Raw genomic sequence first — 17,266 nt, forward strand, 5'->3', positions numbered from 1 at the left:
TCGCTTCGATGGTTGCCGAAGGCCGCCAGCGCATCGACAAATGGCTGTTCTTCTCCCGCGCCGTGAAATCGCGCTCGCTGGCGGCGAAGTTGGTCGTCGCCGGCCGCGTCCGCATCAATCGCGACAAAGCAGCGCAGGCCTCCGACCAAGTCAAGCCAGGCGACGTCCTGACCATCACGCTCGAACGCCGCATCTTCATCTGGAAGGTGCTTGGTGCCGGTGCACGGCGCGGCCCGGCCGAGGAGGCCCGGACGCTCTACGAGGATATGTCGCCACCGCCCGCACCGAAGGGCGAAGCCCCTCCCGATGCAATTCCGGGGCTGCGCGAGGCCGGCAGCGGCCGCCCGACCAAGAAGGAACGTCGCCAGACCGACCGATTGCTCGGCGAAGATTGATGCCTGGCGTCCAAAAACACGCAGTGGTTCTGGGACAACGGCACGCCTGAGGCGAGAACTGAGCCCGGCAAACAGACGCTCTGCGGGACATGACTGACTTCCGCCGGGCCTGCAGTCTGGAATTCCATTCCGGAAACACCGGCACCGTCCGCAATGGCTACCCTTGCAAGCGGTCGACAAAGGCGTTACCTGACGGAAAAAGCCCAACAAAATGGGACGTCCCGGAGCCGACCGATGACCTATGTCGTGACCGACAATTGCATCAAATGCAAATACATGGACTGCATCGAAGTCTGTCCGGTCGACTGTTTCTACGAAGGCGAGAACATGCTCGTCATCCACCCCGACGAGTGCATCGACTGCGGCGTTTGCGAGCCGGAATGCCCGGCCGACGCAATCAAGCCGGACACCGAACCCGGCCTCGACAAATGGCTGCAGGTCAACACCGAATACGCCGAGAAATGGCCCAACATCACCGCCAAGAAGGAACCGCCGGCAGACGCCAAATCCTTCGACGGCGAGGCCGGCAAGTTTGAGAAATACTTCTCGGCCGAGCCCGGCGAAGGCGATTGACAACACGGCCGCAAAGGCCGGTATTACGCTGGGTAAGAGGCACGTCACATTAACCGGCTTGACAGCCGGCGCTGACCTGTGGCCTTCGCGTATGCAGCAAAACCTTGATTCTTCCGACTTTTTGTGTTACATCAGCGAAACATGCCGGTGACACAACGTCGATTTATGGCGCAGACGCCCCAAATCACTGAAAGGTGAAAATCCCATTCGGACCAGAGCGATCTGGGCCAGGCGGTCGCGATGTTGCGGTTTGCCGGTCCGGCTTTTCCGATGGGTTCATCTGTTGTGCGGCTAACGATCGGCTTCCCCGATCGCGCGAGTTCGGACCGGCAGGACGCCGGTGCCACAACAAGGAGTTCAGGGCGTAATGGCAACGATCACCCCGCAGAAGAAGTCCACCGCTGCGCGTCACGGTTTCAAGACCGGCGAGTACATCGTCTACCCGGCGCACGGCGTCGGCCAGATCGTCTCGATCGACGAGCAGGAAGTTGCTGGACACAAGCTGGAACTGTTCGTCATCGACTTTTCGAAGGACAAGATGCGCCTGAAGGTGCCGGTCGCCAAGGCGACCTCCATCGGCATGCGCAAGCTGTCGGAGGAGGATTATGTCGAGCGCGCGCTGAAGGTCGTGCAGGGCCGCGCCCGTGTCAAGCGCACCATGTGGTCGCGCCGCGCCCAGGAATATGATGCGAAGATCAATTCGGGCGACCTGATCTCGATCTCGGAAGTCGTGCGCGACCTCTACCGCGCCGACAACCAGCCGGAGCAGTCCTATTCCGAGCGCCAGCTCTATGAGGCGGCGCTCGACCGCATGGCCCGCGAGATCGCGGCCGTCAACCGCATGTCGGAAACCGAAGCCGTGCGCTTGATCGAGGTCAACCTCAACAAGGGCCCTAAGCGGGGCGCCAAGGCCGACAATGAAGAGGCCGAGCAGGAAGAAGCTGCCTGATCCTTCTCGCCTTTTCGAGAGATCCTGCCTGAAACGATTGGAGGCTCCGGTTTGACCGGGGCCTCTTTTGCTTTTGGGCGGCAGCTTCGATGTTGAAGATGCACCGCGCGCCAGCGTGCTGCATCACGGCTTGCCGGCGCGCCGAACCGTGGTGCCGTCCAGCGCGCGTTTTCGTTTAACGTGTGTCCCCACTTGTCGCCTTGCCAGCAAAGCAGACCGCAGCAATGGTTTCGCGCAATTCCTCGTCGGCGATCGGCTTGTGCAGGATGCGGCTGCCGCTGGCGCTGATCTCCTTGAGGCGCGAAGGCGAGGTATCGCCGGTGATGATGATGGTCGGGACAACGCGGCCGATATGGGCGTGAAGCGCACGGATCGCGTCGGTGCCGGTGGTGTCATTCTCGAGACGGTAGTCTGCGATGATCAGGTCGACCGGCGCATCGCCGGCAGCCAGCGCCGCCGCATGGGCCTTCCGTGCCTCTGCGGCGGAGCGGCCGGGATAGACACGATGTCCTTCCAGGCTGAGCAAGCGCACCATGGCATCGAGAACGTCGCCCTCATCCTCGACCACCATGATGCCGGCGGCACTGCTGGCCGGCGATGTCGTGTCGACCTCTGAGCGAGCCTGCACCGCGCCGGCCTTCGCGACGGTGATGGAAAACAGGGAACCGCGTCCTGGTGTCGAAGCTAATTTCAGGGGGTGCCCCAACAGTTCGGCGGTGCGACGAACGATGGCGAGCCCGAGTCCCAGGCCTTGCGTGCGGTCCCGCGCCGGGTTCTGCAACTGCACGAACTCCTCGAAGACCATCCCCTGCTGATCGGCGGGGATGCCGGGACCGCTGTCGAGGACCTGTATCTCCACACGTGCGCCGCGCCGGCGACAGCCCAACAGGACACCACCTTGCTTGGTGTAACGAAGGGCATTCGACACCAGGTTGTTGAGGATGCGCTTCAGCATCATCGGGTCGCTGTCGACGTAGATGTCGCTGTCGACCACGCGCCACGTAAGTCCGCGCTGCTTCGCCTCGGCGGCGAATTCATTGCGAAGATCACCAAAGAGGTCGCGCAGCGGCACCGCCTCGCTCGCGACCGTGACGATGCCCGCATCGAGCCGGGAGATATCGAGCAAAGCGTTGAGCAGCCCACTGAAGTTGCTGACAACCGATTTCGCCCGGCTGGCCAGGTCGCGCGCCTCGCCGGAGGGTACGTCGCCGCGCTGCCCCAAAACGGCAAGCGTCGAGACCAGCAGGCTCAGGGCATGGATCGGTTGGCGCAGATCGTGACTCGCCGCCGCCAGAAAACGCGTCTTGGCACGGTCGGCGGTCTGCGCCCTGTCGCGTTCCTCTTGCAGATGCTCGACCAGCGTTTCGTTCTCCAGTCGCAGGCTGACGGTTTCGCGCAGCATGCGGTAGGTGATACGGCAGTAGTAGAAATTGATCGCCACCAGCGACGCGAGCAGGAACAGGAAGGCGCCGGATATATCGCTTTGGGTGGTCAGGCAGCGCAGGGCGACCGGCACCACCGTTGCCAGGATGGAACCAACCAGCGCCGGCGGAAAGGCCGACAGAGACGGCACGGTGCCGCAGACGAGACCAGTCAGGACGATGACCGTGAAGGACAGCACGATCGGCGCCTCGGGCATGAATCCGACCCAGCCAAGCACACCCCACAGAAGGCCTGACATGCAGGAAAATGCCGTCGCCAGCCATGCCCAGCGCAAGATCGAGTGGCGATCCCGGGCGCGGCTGAAAAAACGGCGCGACGCCAGCACCCGGATAGCCGTCAGCAGATACAGCGCCGCCAGCCAGCCGATCAGCCAATTGGTGGAAACGGCCGTTCTCAGCACATAGACCGCCGCCATCGAGATCACGATATTGGAGATGACCACGCCGTAGGAATTGCGATACAGGAGTTCGATCAGGGCCTGGCGTATCTTGTCTTCCTGCATCGAATCCCCCAATTGCCCCAAGTATTCTCCGGGCGGTCTTCCCCGGTACCGTTGATCTACCGGCAACCTGTTTCGCATAAGTTGGCGATCGATCCATATACGCCGCTGCAGTCCTGGATGGTGCCCTGATGAATTGCCCGCTCACCGCCATACTCGCCGACGACCATGCCATCGTGCGCGAGGGGCTGAAGCTGCTCATCTCGGCTATGGACAATGTCTCGGTCGTCGCCGAGGCTGCGGATGGCGAGGCGCTGCTTGGCCAGCTGCGAAGCACGCGCGCCGACCTTTTGATCCTCGACCTCGGCATGCCAGGTGTCGCCGGGATGCAGTTCATCACCACCATCAGGACCTTGGCGCCACGCCTGCGGGTCGTGGTGCTGACGGCCAATATCGAGCCGAGGACGGTGCGCGCCGCGCTCAGTGCCGGCGCCAGCGCCTACCTGACCAAGGACGGCGATCCCGAGGAACTCGGCGCCGCCATCGAAGCGGTCAAGAACGGGGGCACCTATCTGGCGAAAACCGTTCGCTTCGCCGTCAGCGATATGGGCAGGGGCAGCGAGCCGATAGCCGCACAGGAAATCCTCTCCCCGGTGCCGCTGACGCGGCGCGAACGGCAGATCCTTCAACTGGTGGCGCAAGGCATGGTCACGCGCGACATCGCCGAACGGCTGGGTATCAGCCTGCCGACCGCTCGCAAGCATCGCGAAAACCTGATGGGCAAGCTCAATCTCCACAACACCGCCGAACTGACCGCCTACGCGGTTCGTCTGGGATTGCCCGCCGGCTGATATCGCAGCCGCTCGGCAACGTCCCCTTAACCATCGGCAGATTAGCCAAGCCCGATCACGATCCAAATACGGCATCTGCCGTATGTTTTCGGCCTGACCCCAGCCTACTCCTCCCACGGCTTGATCACATGGGAGGAGCCGTCATGCCGTCGCTGGATCTTTGGATTCCGTTCGCCCTCGCAACGCTCGCCTTCGCCTGCATGCCGGGGCCGGCGATTCTCTACATGACCGCGCAGACGCTGGCCCATGGCCGTCAGGCGGGATTGATGGCGGCACTGGGTGTTCATCTCGGCTGTTACGTGCACATCCTGGCCGCGGCGGTCGGACTCGCCGCACTGATGGAACACGCGCCGGTCGCTTTCTCGATGATCCGATTGGCGGGCGCCACATATCTCATTTCGCTAGGCCTTGCCATGTTCCTGGGCTGGAACCGGATGGGCGAGGACGGTGCCAGGCCGGCCCCGAACACATTCCGCGACAGCATGGTCGTCGAGATCCTCAATCCCAAGACGGCACTGTTCTTCCTGACCTTCCTGCCGCAGTTCGTGGATCCGTCAGCCGCCATTGCCGTAGGGTTGCAATTCCTCATCCTCGGCATCGTCGTCAATCTCATCTTCTCGATGGCCGACCTGGCGGCGGTCGGCATCGCCTCGCTCGCCGTTGGCCGGTTCACTGGCGGCGGCGCCGGATGGGTGATCCCCAAGACATGCGGTTCGATCCTCATCGGACTTGGCGTGGCGCTCGTCAGCCATCATATCTGAACCTGCAAATGAAAAGCCGCGGCGTCAGGGGAGAGCCGACGGTGGAATTTTGGCGGCTGCCGGCAGCAAGGGCCAGTATGCCGGAGGGTGGCTCACGGCCAGCTCGCGCACCGGGCAAGATATCCCGGAAACCAGCGCCCCTTTTAGGGCCGTCGCCCGAATCAACATACTCTGGGTCGCGCGCTTACGCGCCGCCGCCTTCCTTCTCAGCCTCCTGCTTCAGCGTTGCGATGAACCGCTTCGTCCGTTGCTGCTGCGGATTGTTGAACAGCACCGCGGCCGGCCCCTTCTCGACGACGACGCCGGCATCGAGGAACACCACTTCCTGGGCGATCTTGGAGGCGAGGCGCAGATCATGCGTCGCCATCACCATGGTCGTGCCTTCGCTGGCGAGCTTGCCAAGCACCTCGACCACCTCTTGCGCCAGTTCCGGGTCGAGCGCCGAGGTCGGCTCGTCGCAGAGCAACACTTTCGGCGACGGCGCCAACGCGCGGGCGATCGCCACGCGCTGCTGCTGGCCGCCCGACAGCGTCGCCGGCCAGGCGTCTGCCTTGTGCACCATCCCGACCTTCTCCAGCAGAGCCAGTGCCCGCTCGCGTGCCCTCTCAGGCGACCATTTCAACACCGTCACCAGCCCTTCCATGACGTTCTCGATCGCAGTGCGATGCGGAAACAGCTGGAAGTTCTGGAACACCATGCCAGTCTGCAGCCGCAGGCGCTGGATATCCCTGGCCGGAACCCTGCCGCCGGGGTGGAATTCGAGCGTCTCGTCGCCAATGCGCACCGTGCCCGAGGTCGGGATCTCCAGGAGGTTGATACAGCGCAGCAGGGTGCTCTTTCCCCCGCCCGACGGACCGACCAGCGCCGTGACGCTGCCTTCGGCAATGGTGACCGTCACGCCCTTCAACACGAGATTGTCGCCGAAGCGCTTTTCGATGTTGCTGAGGCCGATCATGAGCGCGCCTCCAGGAAGCCGCCATAGCGGTTGAGCCGGGTCTCCAACCGCGTCTGCAAGGCCGACAGCACCGAACTCAGCGCCAAATAGAGGATCGCCGCCTCGACATAGAGGATCAGCGGCTCATAGGTGGTGGCGACGATGCGCTGCGCCGCCTGGAACATCTCCGGCACGGTGATGGCGGCGGCCAGCGACGTGTCCTTGACCAGCGAGATGAAGGTGTTGGAGAGCGGCGGCACCGCGACCCGGCCGGCTTGCGGCAGAATGGTACGCCGCATCGCCTGGCCCCAGGTCATGCCGATCGAATAGGCGGCTTCCCACTGGCCTTTCGGCACCGAGCCTATTGCCGCGCGGATGATTTCCGACGTGTAGGCGCCGATGTTGAGCGTGAATCCGATCAACGCCGCCGTGAAGGCGTCGAGCAGGATGCCGACCGACGGCAGGCCGTAGAAGATGAGGAACAGCTGCACCAAAAGTGGCGTACCCCGGAAGATCCAGACATAGAAGCGCACAAGCGCGACCAGCGGCTTGGGGCCGAACAGCCGGGCGAGTGCAGCACCCAACCCAACGGCCAGCCCCAAGGCGAAGGACAACAGCGTCAGCGGCACGGTGAAGATCAGCGCCGCCCACAGCAGCGAAGGCAGCGACTCCAGCATCAGTTGCAGCCAGTGCGGCACGTATGACCCTCCAGATTGGTCGAAGCAGCTTGGTCAAGGGAGAATGCGTCTGCCATATCACGACAAAAGCGGCGGGCCGTCAAAGACGGCTCGCCGCTCTATGTGTCTCATGGCCGCGGAGCGGCTCGCCTCGTAGATTACTTCGAAACATCCTGGCCGAAATAGGTGTCGGCGATCTTCTTATAGGTGCCGTCGGCCTTGATGTCGGCCAGCGCCTTGTTGATCGCGGCGACCAGTTCCGGATCGCCCTTGCGCACGATGACGCCGGAATAGTCGGCGTTTTCCTCTTGCGCGGCAATCTTCACATTGGCTTCGGGCTTGTGCTTCTTGAAGTCGAGGAACGACAGGCTGTCATTGATCGTGGCGTCGGCGCGGCCGGTCAAAAGCAGCTGGATCGACTGGTCGAAGCCATCGGTGCCGACCAGCTCGGCGCCGTTCGTTTCGGCCAGCTTGCCGAAATTCGAGGTCAGCGACTGCGCCGACTTCTTGCCCTTGAGATCGGCGAAGCTCTTGATGTCGGTGTTGTCGCCGCGCACGATCAGCACCGCCTTGGAGGCGATGTAGGGATCGGAGAAATCGTACTTGGCTTTGCGGGCATCGGTGATGCCGACCTGATTGATGACGGCGTCGTAGCGATTGGCGTCGAGGCCGGCGATCAGTCCATCCCACTTGCCTTCGAGGAACTCGGCCTGGACACCAAGCTTCTCGGCAATCGCCTTGGCGATTTCGACGTCGAAGCCGACCAGTGCACCGGACGTGTCATGGTAGGTGAACGGCGCATAGGTGCCTTCCGTGCCGATCTTGATGACACCGGCGTGCTTGATCTGGTCGAGATTGGGGCCGGCATGACCTGAAGCGACAGCCAGGGCCTGCAGCGTTCCGGCGATAATGAGCGACTTGAGCCATTTCATTTTTCTGTGATCCCGTCCTTGGCCGGCTGGCCGGCATATTTGTGAGCGCTGGAAACTGACAGATGCAAGCCGAAAAAATAAGGAACTGAATTTCAAAAACAGCGGGTTTATGAAACCATATTCTCTAAACGGTACTTTCCACTCGTGATTGCAGCCATCTCGGACCCCCTGAGAATCCTTCAGGCAACACAATCGCGCCGCTGCGGTCGCGGAACCTTTCCCGCGCATGGCAGTTCTGGCTGTTCTAGGGCACGACGCCGGCATTTCAACCCGGGCGGCAGCCAACTTTGCAAAGTCATTCGCACCACCCAGGGAGCGCCTCATGATGGAAGACACGGCAGGACGGATCATGGTCCGCGCGGCAATGAAGGCTCCCTACCTCGAGCGTGACGAAGAGCATCGGCTTGCATTGCTCTGGAAAGAGGACAACGACCAGAACGCGCTGCACTCAATCACCGTCGCCCATATGCGGCTGGTCATTTCCATGGCCTCCAAGTTCCGCCATTACGGCCTGCCGCTCGGCGATCTGGTCCAGGAGGGTCATGTCGGATTGCTCGAGGCCGCCGCCCGCTTCGAGCCGGAGCGCGAGGTGCGGTTCTCGACCTATGCGACATGGTGGATCCGCGCCTCGATGCAGGACTATATCCTGCGCAACTGGTCTATCGTGCGTGGCGGCACCAGCTCGGCCCAGAAGGCGCTGTTCTTCAACCTGCGACGCCTGCGCGCGCGGTTGGCGAATGGCACGGAGCCGCTCTCCAACGCCACGCTCTATCGCGAAGTGTCGGAGGCGCTTGGCGTCTCCGAAGCCGATGTGGCGATGATGGATTCGCGGCTCTCGGCGCCCGACTCCTCGCTCAACATGCCTATTGCCGACGATGCGGGTTCGACCGAGCGCATGGATTTCCTGATTTCGGACGATCCGCTGCCCGACGAGATCGTCGGCGACAAGATCGATGTCGCGCGCCGCTCGCTCTGGCTGAGGGAGGCGCTTCGCGCGCTCAACGCACGGGAGCTTAGGATCATCGAGGAACGGCGGCTGAACGACGAGGGCGCGACACTCGAAGCGCTCGGCGAAACCCTCGGCATCTCCAAGGAACGCGTCCGCCAGATCGAGGCCCGCGCCATGGAAAAGCTCAAGGTCGCATTGGTGAAGCAGAACCCGGAGTTCATGGCGACTGCCGCCTGAACGGCGGCAGGCGTCCAGCGGCGCCTACTTGTCGGTGACGATCTTGACCTTGTCGCCGGCCGAAACGGCGGCACCGGGCGACAGCGCGTTGAGGACGCGGAACAGGTCGAGCTTGCGGTCGACGCCGACCATCTGCGCCGAAAGTGAACCCATCGTCTGCCCAGGCTGGACGGTGACGACGCGGATGTGCAGCGGCTTCAGCGCCGCCTTTTCGGCAGCACTCAGTATCCGGAACGAGCCGCTTACCGAACGGGCGATCGTGTCCAGAGACGCGCTGGCGGAAGGGGCCGCGGTCAGCAGCCGGTAGACTTGGCCGCCAGCGCGGATCACCGCTATGTCGAATTGCCAGCCTTCGGCGCCGGCATGCGCGGTCGCCGCCTCATTGCCGTTGATGGTTTCCTGCTTGACGCTACTGTCGACGAGACCAGCCACCCAGCCGCTGCGGATATAGTCCGTCAGCGCCCGGTTCTTGTCGATGGAAACGCCATCGAAACGGATCGCTATGTCGCCGGGGCCGGTGGCCGTCACCGCTGCTGCCGAATTGTCGATGATGAAGCCGTCCGGCACCGTGAACGACACACCAAGGCCCGGGTGCAGGAAGGTTTCGCCGCGCACGTAGCCTTCCTCGGGCGTGTCGCCATAGAGCAGGCCGTCTATGCCGGCGAGGAAGGAATCGCGGTCGCGCGTGCCGACGCCCGGCGCGCCGAACTGGCGGGCATGGCGCTGCGCCAGATCGATGCGCTGCGGCGTGTTGGGGTGCGTGGCCAGGAAGTCCAGGCTAGCGTCGGTGGCGCCGCTGATCGAGCGGAAATCGGTATAGGCCGACATCGATTGAAGGAAGCGGCCTGCGGCGAAAGGATCGTAGCCGGCCTCGCCGATCGACTTGATGCCGATGGCGTCGGCTTCCAGCTCCTGGTTGCGCGAAAATTGCGCCAGCCTCAGCTTGCCGCGGATCAACGCCGCCTTGGCGGTCGGGCTGTCGCCGAGCACATCGGAGACCACCTTGGTCGCTAGGCCTTCCTCTGCCTCGAGCTGTTGGCGCTGCAGGCCGTGATTGGCGGTGACGTGGCCCATCTCATGCGCGATTACAGCGGCAAGCTCGGCCGAATCATTGGCCAGCGCCAGGAGGCCGCGGGTGATGTAGAGATAACCGCCCGGCAGCGCGAATGCGTTGACGTTGGGCGAATTTAGAATGGTGATGCGATAGGTCTGTGTCGGGTTGGCGGACACCACCGTCAAACTACCGACCACCTTGGCGACCATTCGCTCGAGCTTGGGGTCGGAATATTCACCGCCGTAAGTCGCCAGGATGCGCGGGTGCTGCGCCTTGGCCAATTCGGCGAGCTTGTTGTTGGCGCCGACATTGTCCACTGTGATCGGCTTGTCGGAAGGCTGGAAGCCGGATTCCTGAACTTCCGGCGGCGTGAACATCTGGCAGCTTGCCAACGCCACGGCAAAACCGGCCAGCGCGAGAAAACGCGCCAGCGGTTTCATTCCCAATGTGTTAGCGCCGATCGCCAGAACGGCTTCCTTTCGGGTCCCGGCGCATGACCACGAAAATCGGGGGCGATCTTCGGAACGCGTCATGCGCTATCTCAAACTGCTGCAGCATCCGTTGCCCGTCCCTTAGGGCGGGCGGCGGATACTGCAGGCAAATCACGGCCTGTGCCGGACCGGTAGGGCGACCTAGCCACACTCCCCCGGTCATGGCAAGCAAACGCCACATCGCCTGGAGCCGGTTTGACCGTAAATTATGTCCGCTTCCGGGCAACATCGCGTGATGTGGAATATCCAGCACCCGCGCCGATATAGCGCCGGAACGCCTCCGGACCAGCCCCGGTAAAGAAATCATCAGCCTTGCCGGTTGCGGCCACCAACCCATTGTCGACAAACACCATGTGCTCGCCGATGCGGCGTGCATCCTCGGGCTGGTGGGTGACAAATAGCACCGTCATGGCGCGTTCGGCATGAACGGCAGCAACCAGATTCAGCATCTCGTCGCGCAAAGCGGGTCCGAGCGAAGCGAATGGCTCGTCGAGCAGCAACACCGGTCGGTCGCGCACCAGCACGCGGGCCAGTGCGACGCGCTGGCGTTCGCCCCCGGAGAGCTCGCGCGGCAGGCGTTTCTCCTTGCCCGCGAGACCGGTGCGCGCAAGCGCCTCGGCGACCGCGGCGCGGTCCGCCTCGGTCAGTCCCAGGGAGGGCGAGCGACCGAGCCCGACATTCTGCTCGACGGAAAGATGCGCGAAGAGATTGTTCTCCTGGAACACCATCGACACCGGCCGCGCCGAGGCCGGCTCGGCGCTGACATCGGCCCCGCCGATCAGCACGCGGCCCGATTGTGGGGTCTCGAAGCCGGCGACCAGATTGAGCAGCGTCGACTTGCCCGAACCGCTCGGACCCATGATGGCGGTGATCTTCGCCGTGGCGAACTCGACGTCGAAGACAAGTGGCACCTCACCATAACTGAACGACACCTTGTCCAGCCGCACCGATGCGCCCTTTTCAAGCCTGCTGGCCGCCCCGTCACGCATCCCGGACCTTCTCCCTTCCCAGCCAGTGCGCCGCCACGATCAACGCGAGACAGACGAGGCCGAGCAGGAGTGCCAGGCCGGCGGCATCCTCGGTGCGGTAGCTGCCCATCCGAGCCAGAAGAAGGTAGGGCAATGTCTGCACGGAATCACTGCCGAACAGGGCAATGACACCGAGATCGCCCAGCGACAGCGCCATGGCGAAAGCGAAGGCCGTGGCGAGCGGGCGCCGCAGCGACGGCCAGTCGACCAGTATCAGCCGGTTCCAGCCCGCAATGCCGAGCTGTGCGCAGAGCCGTTCGTGACGCTCGCTCGCCGCATCATAGGCGGGACGCACGGCGCGCAGGGCGAACGGCATCGCCATCACCGCGTTGACGGTGACGACCATGACCGGGGCGATGGCAAAGACATCGCCGGCATGGCGCAGCAACAGGAACCAGCCGGCGCCGACGACGATCGGCGGCACGACAAGAACAAAGCCGGCGCCTGTATCGGCGGCGCGTTCGAGCAGTGTCTTTGCGCCGGCACGGCGGTTCAGCGCCAGTGCCCGCCGCGCCATGGTCAGCGCCAGCGACAGCATCACCGAGAGCAGTGCCGACAGGAAGGCGAGCGCCGCGCTGGTCAGCGTTGCCTGCCGGACAGTGGCCTCGCTGGCCAAACGGCCGAGATCCGCACCCAACCCGGCCATCACGGTTGCCGCCATCGGCCCAACGACGAACAGCAGCGCCAGGATGATGACTAGCGCGTTCAACCAGGTCTCGCTCCGATTCACCGAGATATAGCGGCGTTGCGCGACCGGCAAATTGGTGTCGCCGACCACATTGGCGCCCAGGCGCGTCAGGGCCAGCACAACGATAAAGGTCAGGGCGATCTGCAACAGCGTCAGTGTAACGGCCCGCGCGGGATCGAAATCGAAGCGCAGGGCCTGGTAGATGCCGACCTCCAGCGTCGTCGCGGCCGGCCCGCCGCCGAGCGTCAGCACGATCGTGAAGGATGTGATGCAGAGCATGAACACAAGCCCGGCGACGCCGGGCAGTGCGGCGCGCAGCGTTGGCCATTCGATCAGCCGGAACGCCGGCCGCGCCGCCATGCCGAGTTGGCTCGCCAACCGCCATTGGTCGGCCGGTATGGTCTGCAGCGCCTCGAGGAACAGCCGCGTCGCCAGCGGCAGGTTGAAGAAGACATGGGCGACGAGGATGCCGGACAGGCCATAGATACCCGGCCAGCTTCCGCCGCCGATCAAGGCAAGCACGCCGGCGAAATAGCCGGCACGGCCATAAAGCGCCAGAATGCCGAGCGCTGCGACAATAGCCGGCAGCGCCAACGGCACGGCGAAGATCTGCAGGATGAAGGCGCGGCCGAAGAAACGTGGATGTCGCGACAGAGCGCGCGCCACGAACAGCGCCGGGATGGCCGAAAGCAGCGTCGAGAGCGCCGCTTGCCAGAGCGTGAAGCGAATGACGCGAAGCAGATAGGGATCGAAGGCTGCCCAGGCGCCCGAGAAATCATGGGCGCCCTCGAAAAGCAGGCCGGCAAACGCGCCGCCGATCAGCAGCGCGATCGCGGCAAGCGCGACAATGCCGGCGCTGACGCGGGGATCAGAGGCTGCGCGTCGCACGCCGGACCACCAATCTCCGGATCGCGGCACTTACAAAGGATTGCGTTCCTTCGCGCCCCCCTCTGTCCTGCCGGACATCTCCCCCACAAGGGGGGAGATTGGCAATTTCGACGCCTCGCTCACTCCAGCAGCATTGGCGATTGGCGAAATCGCCGATGGCAGCCAATCTCCCCCCAAGCGGGGGAGATGTCCGGCAGGACAGAGGGGGGCGCCGTAGAGCACTCATCTTCGATAGCAAACTTATTTGCTCATCACCGCAAGCCATTCATCGACCCAGGCCTTGCGATTGGCAGCGACCTCTTGCGGGCTGAACAGCAAGGTCTTGGTCGGCTTGACCAGTTTATCAAAGGCCGGATTGAGCGGCTTGTCGGTCTTGCCGGCCGGGAACATCCAGTTGGTCTCGGGAATGGCATCCTGGAATTTAGGTCCGGTCATGAAGGCCATAAACTTGGCCGCCAGCGGATTCTTGGCCCCCGTCGTGGTGATACCCGCCACCTCGATCTGCAGATACTCGCCCTCCTCGAAGGAGGCGGCCTGGTAGCGCCCGGTGTTCTCGGCGATCATGTGATAGGCCGGCGACGTCGTGTAGGACAGCACCATCGGCGCCTCGCCCTTGGTGAACAGCCCATAGGCCTCGCTCCAGCCCGGCGTCACGGTCAGCACCTTCGGCTTGAGCTTGGCCCAGGCCTCCGGCGCCTTGTCGCCATAAACCGACTTGACCCACAGAAGCAGGCCGAGGCCCGGCGTCGAGGTGCGTGGATCCTGGATGACGATCTTGTCGTCGGCACTGCCTTCGACCAGCTCTTTCAGGCTTTTCGGCGGGTTCCTCAGCTTCTCGGTGTCGTAGACGACAGCGAAATAGCCGTAATCAAAGGGGACAAAAGTATCGTCGCTCCAGCCACCCGGCACGTTGACATCAGTTACGCCGCCATGCGGCGCGAACAAGCCTGAGGCCTTGGCATCGGCGGTGAGATTGGTGTCGAGGCCAAGCACGATATCGGCCTTGGTCGATGCGCCTTCCAATCTGACGCGGTTGAGCAACGCGACGCCGTCGGCGACCGAGACGAACTCGACATCGCAGCCGCATTCGGCCTCGAACGCCTTCTTCACCACGGGACCCGGACCCCAGTCGGCGGTAAAACTCTCATAGGTGTAGACGGTGAGCTTGTCCTTGGCCAAGGCCGGTCCGGACAAGGCCACGACCGTTGCTGAAACAAGAGCGTATAAAAGCGTGCGCATCGGCGCCTCCTTCGTTCGAATTGAAAGGAATTGAGGCGTCGGACTGTCCGAAACGTCTAATCCCTCCGCCGGTACAAACCGGATCAGGTTCAGCGGGTTGGCGAGACTGCCTCTCAGCCGGTCCGCGAAGATCGCGTCCGGCACCCCGTTAGAGCGTTTCGACACATAGGCCGGCCCGATCCGCCACGCAAGTGGGAGTTTGCCGCCTTCCGTTTCCCGTGCCGGGCTGGTAAGGGCCACACGATATGAGCACATTCACCATCCTGCTTGGCGGCGATCTCATCCGCACGCCACGGCTCGACCGTCAGGTCGAAGGCTCCCGCGTCATCGCCGCCGACGCCGGCATAGGCCATGCGCAGTTGCTGGGCCTCGTGCCGGAGCTGTGGGTGGGTGATTTCGATTCCGTGCCGGCGAACCTGCCGGACGATCTCGCTTCCGTGCCGCGCCGGACCTTCCCGGCGGAAAAGGACCAGACCGATGGCGAACTGGCCATCGCCGCAGCACTCGAGCGCGGCGCGACCCGGCTGGTGCTCGCCGGTGCTTTCGGCGGCAAGCGCGCCGACCACGCTTTCCTGCATCTGGCGCTTGCCTTGCGGCTGGCCGAAGCAGGGACCGATGTGCTCCTGACCAGCGGCGCCCAGGAAGGCATTCCCCTGCTGCGCGGAACGGCCGGCTTCGACTATGCCGATGGCACGCTGTTTTCGGTGCTCGGCTTTTCCGAGCTTGCCGGGTTGACCGTCACCCGCGCCAAATGGCCGCTGAACCACGTCAAGGTGGCCTTCGGTTCGTCGCTGACCATTTCCAACGAGGTCAAGGGCCGCCTCGAAATCGCGCTCGGCCATGGCCGCGCGATGCTGCTCGCTCATCCCTATCCCTTACCTGAAAGCTGACATGGCCCCGCCTCTTCTCAACCTCGACGGGATAAAACTGACCTTCGGCGGCACGCCGCTGCTCGACGGCGCCGCCTTGACGGCTTCGGCCGGCGACAAGATCGCACTGGTCGGCCGCAACGGGTCGGGCAAGTCGACCCTGCTGAAGATCGCCGCTGGCCTGATCGAGCCGCAGGACGGTGAGGTGTTCCGCCAGCCTTCGGCAACTGTCCGCTATTTGCCGCAGATGCCCGACATGGAGGGCTTTGCCACTGTCCGCGCCTATGTCGAGGCCGGGCTTGGCCCTGCCGACGATCCCTACCGCGCCAGCTATCTGATGGAGCATCTCGGACTGTCGGGCGAGGAGCGGCCCAACGATCTGTCGGGCGGCGAGGCGAGGCGTGCTGCCCTTGCCCGCGTCATGGCGCCGGAGCCAGACATCCTGCTGCTCGATGAGCCGACCAACCATCTCGACCTCTCGGTCATCGAATGGCTGGAAGAAGAACTCATCCGCACCTCCTCGGCACTGATCGTCATCTCGCACGACCGCCGCTTTCTCGAACGTGTGTCGCGCGCCACCATCTGGCTCGATCGCGGCCAGACCCGCAGGCTGGACAAGGGCTTTGGCCATTTCGAGGAATGGCGCGACCTGGTCCTGGAGGAAGAAGAGCGCGAGCAGCATAAACTCGGCCGCCAGATCGTTCGCGAAGAGCATTGGCTGCGCTACGGCGTGACGGCGCGGCGCAAGCGAAATATGCGCCGGCTCGGCGAGTTGCAGACCATGCGCCAGCGTTTTCGCGGCCATCGCGGTGCCGAAGGGTCGGCGACCATGGTGGCGAGCGACGCCGCCGAGTCCGGCAAGCTGGTGATCGAGGCGAAGAACATCGAGAAGAGCTTTGGCGATCTCACCGTGGTCAAGGGGTTTTCGACCCGCATCCAGCGCGGCGATCGCGTCGGCCTGGTCGGGCCGAACGGCGCCGGCAAGACGACGCTCTTGAAGATGCTGACCGGCGAGATGAAGCCGGACGCCGGTTCGGTGCGGCTCGGCACCAATCTGGAGATCGCCACGCTCGACCAGAAGCGCGAGGCGGTAGACCCGCAGGAGACGCTGGCGCAATATCTCACCGACGGGCGCGGCGAGAACCTCGTCATCAATGGCGAGCAGCGCCACGTCGTCTCCTACATGAAGGATTTCCTGTTCAAGCCGGAGCAGGCGCGCACGCCGGTGCGCGAGTTATCCGGCGGCGAGCGGGCGCGGCTCTTGCTGGCGCGCGTGCTGGCGCGACCGGCAAACCTTCTGGTGCTCGATGAGCCGACCAACGATCTCGACATGGAGACGCTGGAACTGCTGCAGGAATTGGTCGCCGGTTTCGCCGGCACCGTCATCCTGGTCAGCCACGACCGCGATTTCCTCGACCGCACCGTGACCAGCCTGATCGCGCCGGATGGTGAAGGCCGCTGGATCGAATATGCCGGCGGCTACTCCGACATGCTGGCGCAGCGCGGCGGCACCAGGCTAGACGACCGCAAGGCGCGCGCGAAGGCCGAGAACGGCGAAGCGCCAGTGACGACCAGAAGTGAAGCGGCCGCGCCAAAGGGGCCGGCGAAGAAACTGTCGTTCAAGCAGAAATTCGCTCTGGAATCGCTGCCCAAGAAAATCGAGGCTGTGACAGCTTCGATCTCAAGACTGGAGAACAACATCGCCGATCCGGCCTATTACGAGCGCGACCCGGCCTCCTTCCAGAAAACCATCGCCGCCCTCGACAAGGAGCGCGCGACGCTGGCGGCGCTGGAGGAAGAATGGCTGGAATTGGAGATGTTGCGCGAGGAAATGGAAGGGTGAAGGATTGCGTGGGGGCTTTTATGCGC

16 protein-coding genes and 1 riboswitch are annotated in these 17,266 nt (G+C 63.7%); of the genes, 8 read left to right on the forward strand and 8 right to left on the reverse strand.

The features are described 5' to 3' along the window. Positions 1-8: 8 nt before the first annotated feature. From AC0L24_RS19020 to AC0L24_RS19030, 3 genes are all read left to right on the forward strand, one after another. Entirely contained in the window at positions 9-395 is a 387-nt protein-coding gene (locus AC0L24_RS19020; protein ID WP_023814308.1) for an RNA-binding S4 domain-containing protein, read from the forward strand. Positions 396-629: 234 nt separating this feature from the next. Next, on the forward strand, positions 630-968 hold the full coding sequence (gene fdxA / locus AC0L24_RS19025; RefSeq protein ID WP_013529180.1) for a ferredoxin FdxA: 339 nt from the start codon (positions 630-632) through the stop codon (positions 966-968). 367 nt (positions 969-1,335) lie between these two features. After that, entirely contained in the window at positions 1,336-1,917 is a 582-nt protein-coding gene (locus tag AC0L24_RS19030) for a CarD family transcriptional regulator (RefSeq protein ID WP_013529179.1), read from the forward strand. 175 nt (positions 1,918-2,092) lie between these two features. Here AC0L24_RS19030 and AC0L24_RS19035 read toward each other — a convergent pair whose 3' ends face one another. Next, positions 2,093-3,862, reverse strand: a complete 1,770-nt coding sequence (locus AC0L24_RS19035) for an ATP-binding protein (protein ID WP_127809039.1) — start codon at positions 3,860-3,862, stop codon at positions 2,093-2,095. 128 nt (positions 3,863-3,990) lie between these two features. On the opposite strand from AC0L24_RS19035, the gene AC0L24_RS19040 reads away from it, so the two are divergent. Both AC0L24_RS19040 and AC0L24_RS19045 read left to right on the forward strand, forming a co-directional pair. Beyond that, positions 3,991-4,650, forward strand: coding sequence for a response regulator (locus tag AC0L24_RS19040; RefSeq protein ID WP_292702531.1), 660 nt, complete (start codon positions 3,991-3,993; stop codon positions 4,648-4,650). Positions 4,651-4,793: 143 nt separating this feature from the next. Continuing rightward, complete coding sequence (locus AC0L24_RS19045; RefSeq protein WP_127267254.1) at positions 4,794-5,411, forward strand: LysE family translocator; 618 nt, start codon at positions 4,794-4,796, stop codon at positions 5,409-5,411. A 184-nt stretch (positions 5,412-5,595) separates the two neighbouring features. Here the strand turns inward: AC0L24_RS19045 and AC0L24_RS19050 are convergent, their stop codons facing one another. The 3 genes from AC0L24_RS19050 to AC0L24_RS19060 form a co-directional block, all read right to left on the reverse strand. After that, a complete protein-coding gene (locus tag AC0L24_RS19050) occupies positions 5,596-6,366 on the reverse strand; it encodes an amino acid ABC transporter ATP-binding protein (RefSeq protein WP_127267253.1) in 771 nt (256 codons plus the stop codon). Further along, positions 6,363-7,043, reverse strand: a complete 681-nt coding sequence (locus tag AC0L24_RS19055) for an amino acid ABC transporter permease (RefSeq protein WP_127267252.1) — start codon at positions 7,041-7,043, stop codon at positions 6,363-6,365. The genes AC0L24_RS19050 and AC0L24_RS19055 overlap by 4 nt, the downstream gene beginning before the upstream one ends. Before the next feature lie 137 nt (positions 7,044-7,180). Continuing rightward, positions 7,181-7,954, reverse strand: a complete 774-nt coding sequence (locus AC0L24_RS19060) for an amino acid ABC transporter substrate-binding protein (RefSeq protein WP_127809037.1) — start codon at positions 7,952-7,954, stop codon at positions 7,181-7,183. A 322-nt stretch (positions 7,955-8,276) separates the two neighbouring features. On the opposite strand from AC0L24_RS19060, the gene AC0L24_RS19065 reads away from it, so the two are divergent. Then, on the forward strand, positions 8,277-9,140 hold the full coding sequence (locus tag AC0L24_RS19065; protein WP_023814301.1) for an RNA polymerase factor sigma-32: 864 nt from the start codon (positions 8,277-8,279) through the stop codon (positions 9,138-9,140). A 24-nt stretch (positions 9,141-9,164) separates the two neighbouring features. Here AC0L24_RS19065 and AC0L24_RS19070 read toward each other — a convergent pair whose 3' ends face one another. From AC0L24_RS19070 to thiB, 4 genes are all read right to left on the reverse strand, one after another. Further along, positions 9,165-10,634 (reverse strand): M48 family metalloprotease, encoded by a 1,470-nt coding sequence (locus AC0L24_RS19070; protein WP_127809036.1) that lies wholly within the window; start codon positions 10,632-10,634, stop codon positions 9,165-9,167. A gap of 257 nt (positions 10,635-10,891) precedes the next feature. Then, complete coding sequence (gene thiQ, locus AC0L24_RS19075; protein ID WP_127395564.1) at positions 10,892-11,674, reverse strand: thiamine ABC transporter ATP-binding protein; 783 nt, start codon at positions 11,672-11,674, stop codon at positions 10,892-10,894. Continuing rightward, positions 11,667-13,289 (reverse strand): thiamine/thiamine pyrophosphate ABC transporter permease, encoded by a 1,623-nt coding sequence (thiP, locus tag AC0L24_RS19080; RefSeq protein WP_127809034.1) that lies wholly within the window; start codon positions 13,287-13,289, stop codon positions 11,667-11,669. Before thiP ends, thiQ begins: the two co-directional genes overlap by 8 nt. A gap of 240 nt (positions 13,290-13,529) precedes the next feature. Continuing rightward, positions 13,530-14,528 carry a thiamine ABC transporter substrate binding subunit gene (gene thiB, locus AC0L24_RS19085; RefSeq protein ID WP_127809032.1) on the reverse strand — a complete coding sequence of 333 codons (999 nt, stop codon included), beginning with the start codon at positions 14,526-14,528 and terminating at the stop codon, positions 13,530-13,532. Positions 14,529-14,571: 43 nt separating this feature from the next. Then, positions 14,572-14,686: riboswitch (TPP riboswitch) on the reverse strand. Positions 14,687-14,773: 87 nt separating this feature from the next. Here thiB and AC0L24_RS19090 point away from each other — a divergent pair. Together AC0L24_RS19090 and AC0L24_RS19095 are read left to right on the forward strand one after the other, a co-directional pair. Then, positions 14,774-15,418 carry a thiamine diphosphokinase gene (locus AC0L24_RS19090; RefSeq protein ID WP_127809031.1) on the forward strand — a complete coding sequence of 215 codons (645 nt, stop codon included), beginning with the start codon at positions 14,774-14,776 and terminating at the stop codon, positions 15,416-15,418. A 1-nt stretch (position 15,419) separates the two neighbouring features. Beyond that, complete coding sequence (locus tag AC0L24_RS19095; RefSeq protein WP_127809030.1) at positions 15,420-17,240, forward strand: ABC-F family ATP-binding cassette domain-containing protein; 1,821 nt, start codon at positions 15,420-15,422, stop codon at positions 17,238-17,240. Positions 17,241-17,266 lie beyond the last annotated feature (26 nt).

Source organism: Mesorhizobium sp. WSM4809, from assembly GCF_055811655.1.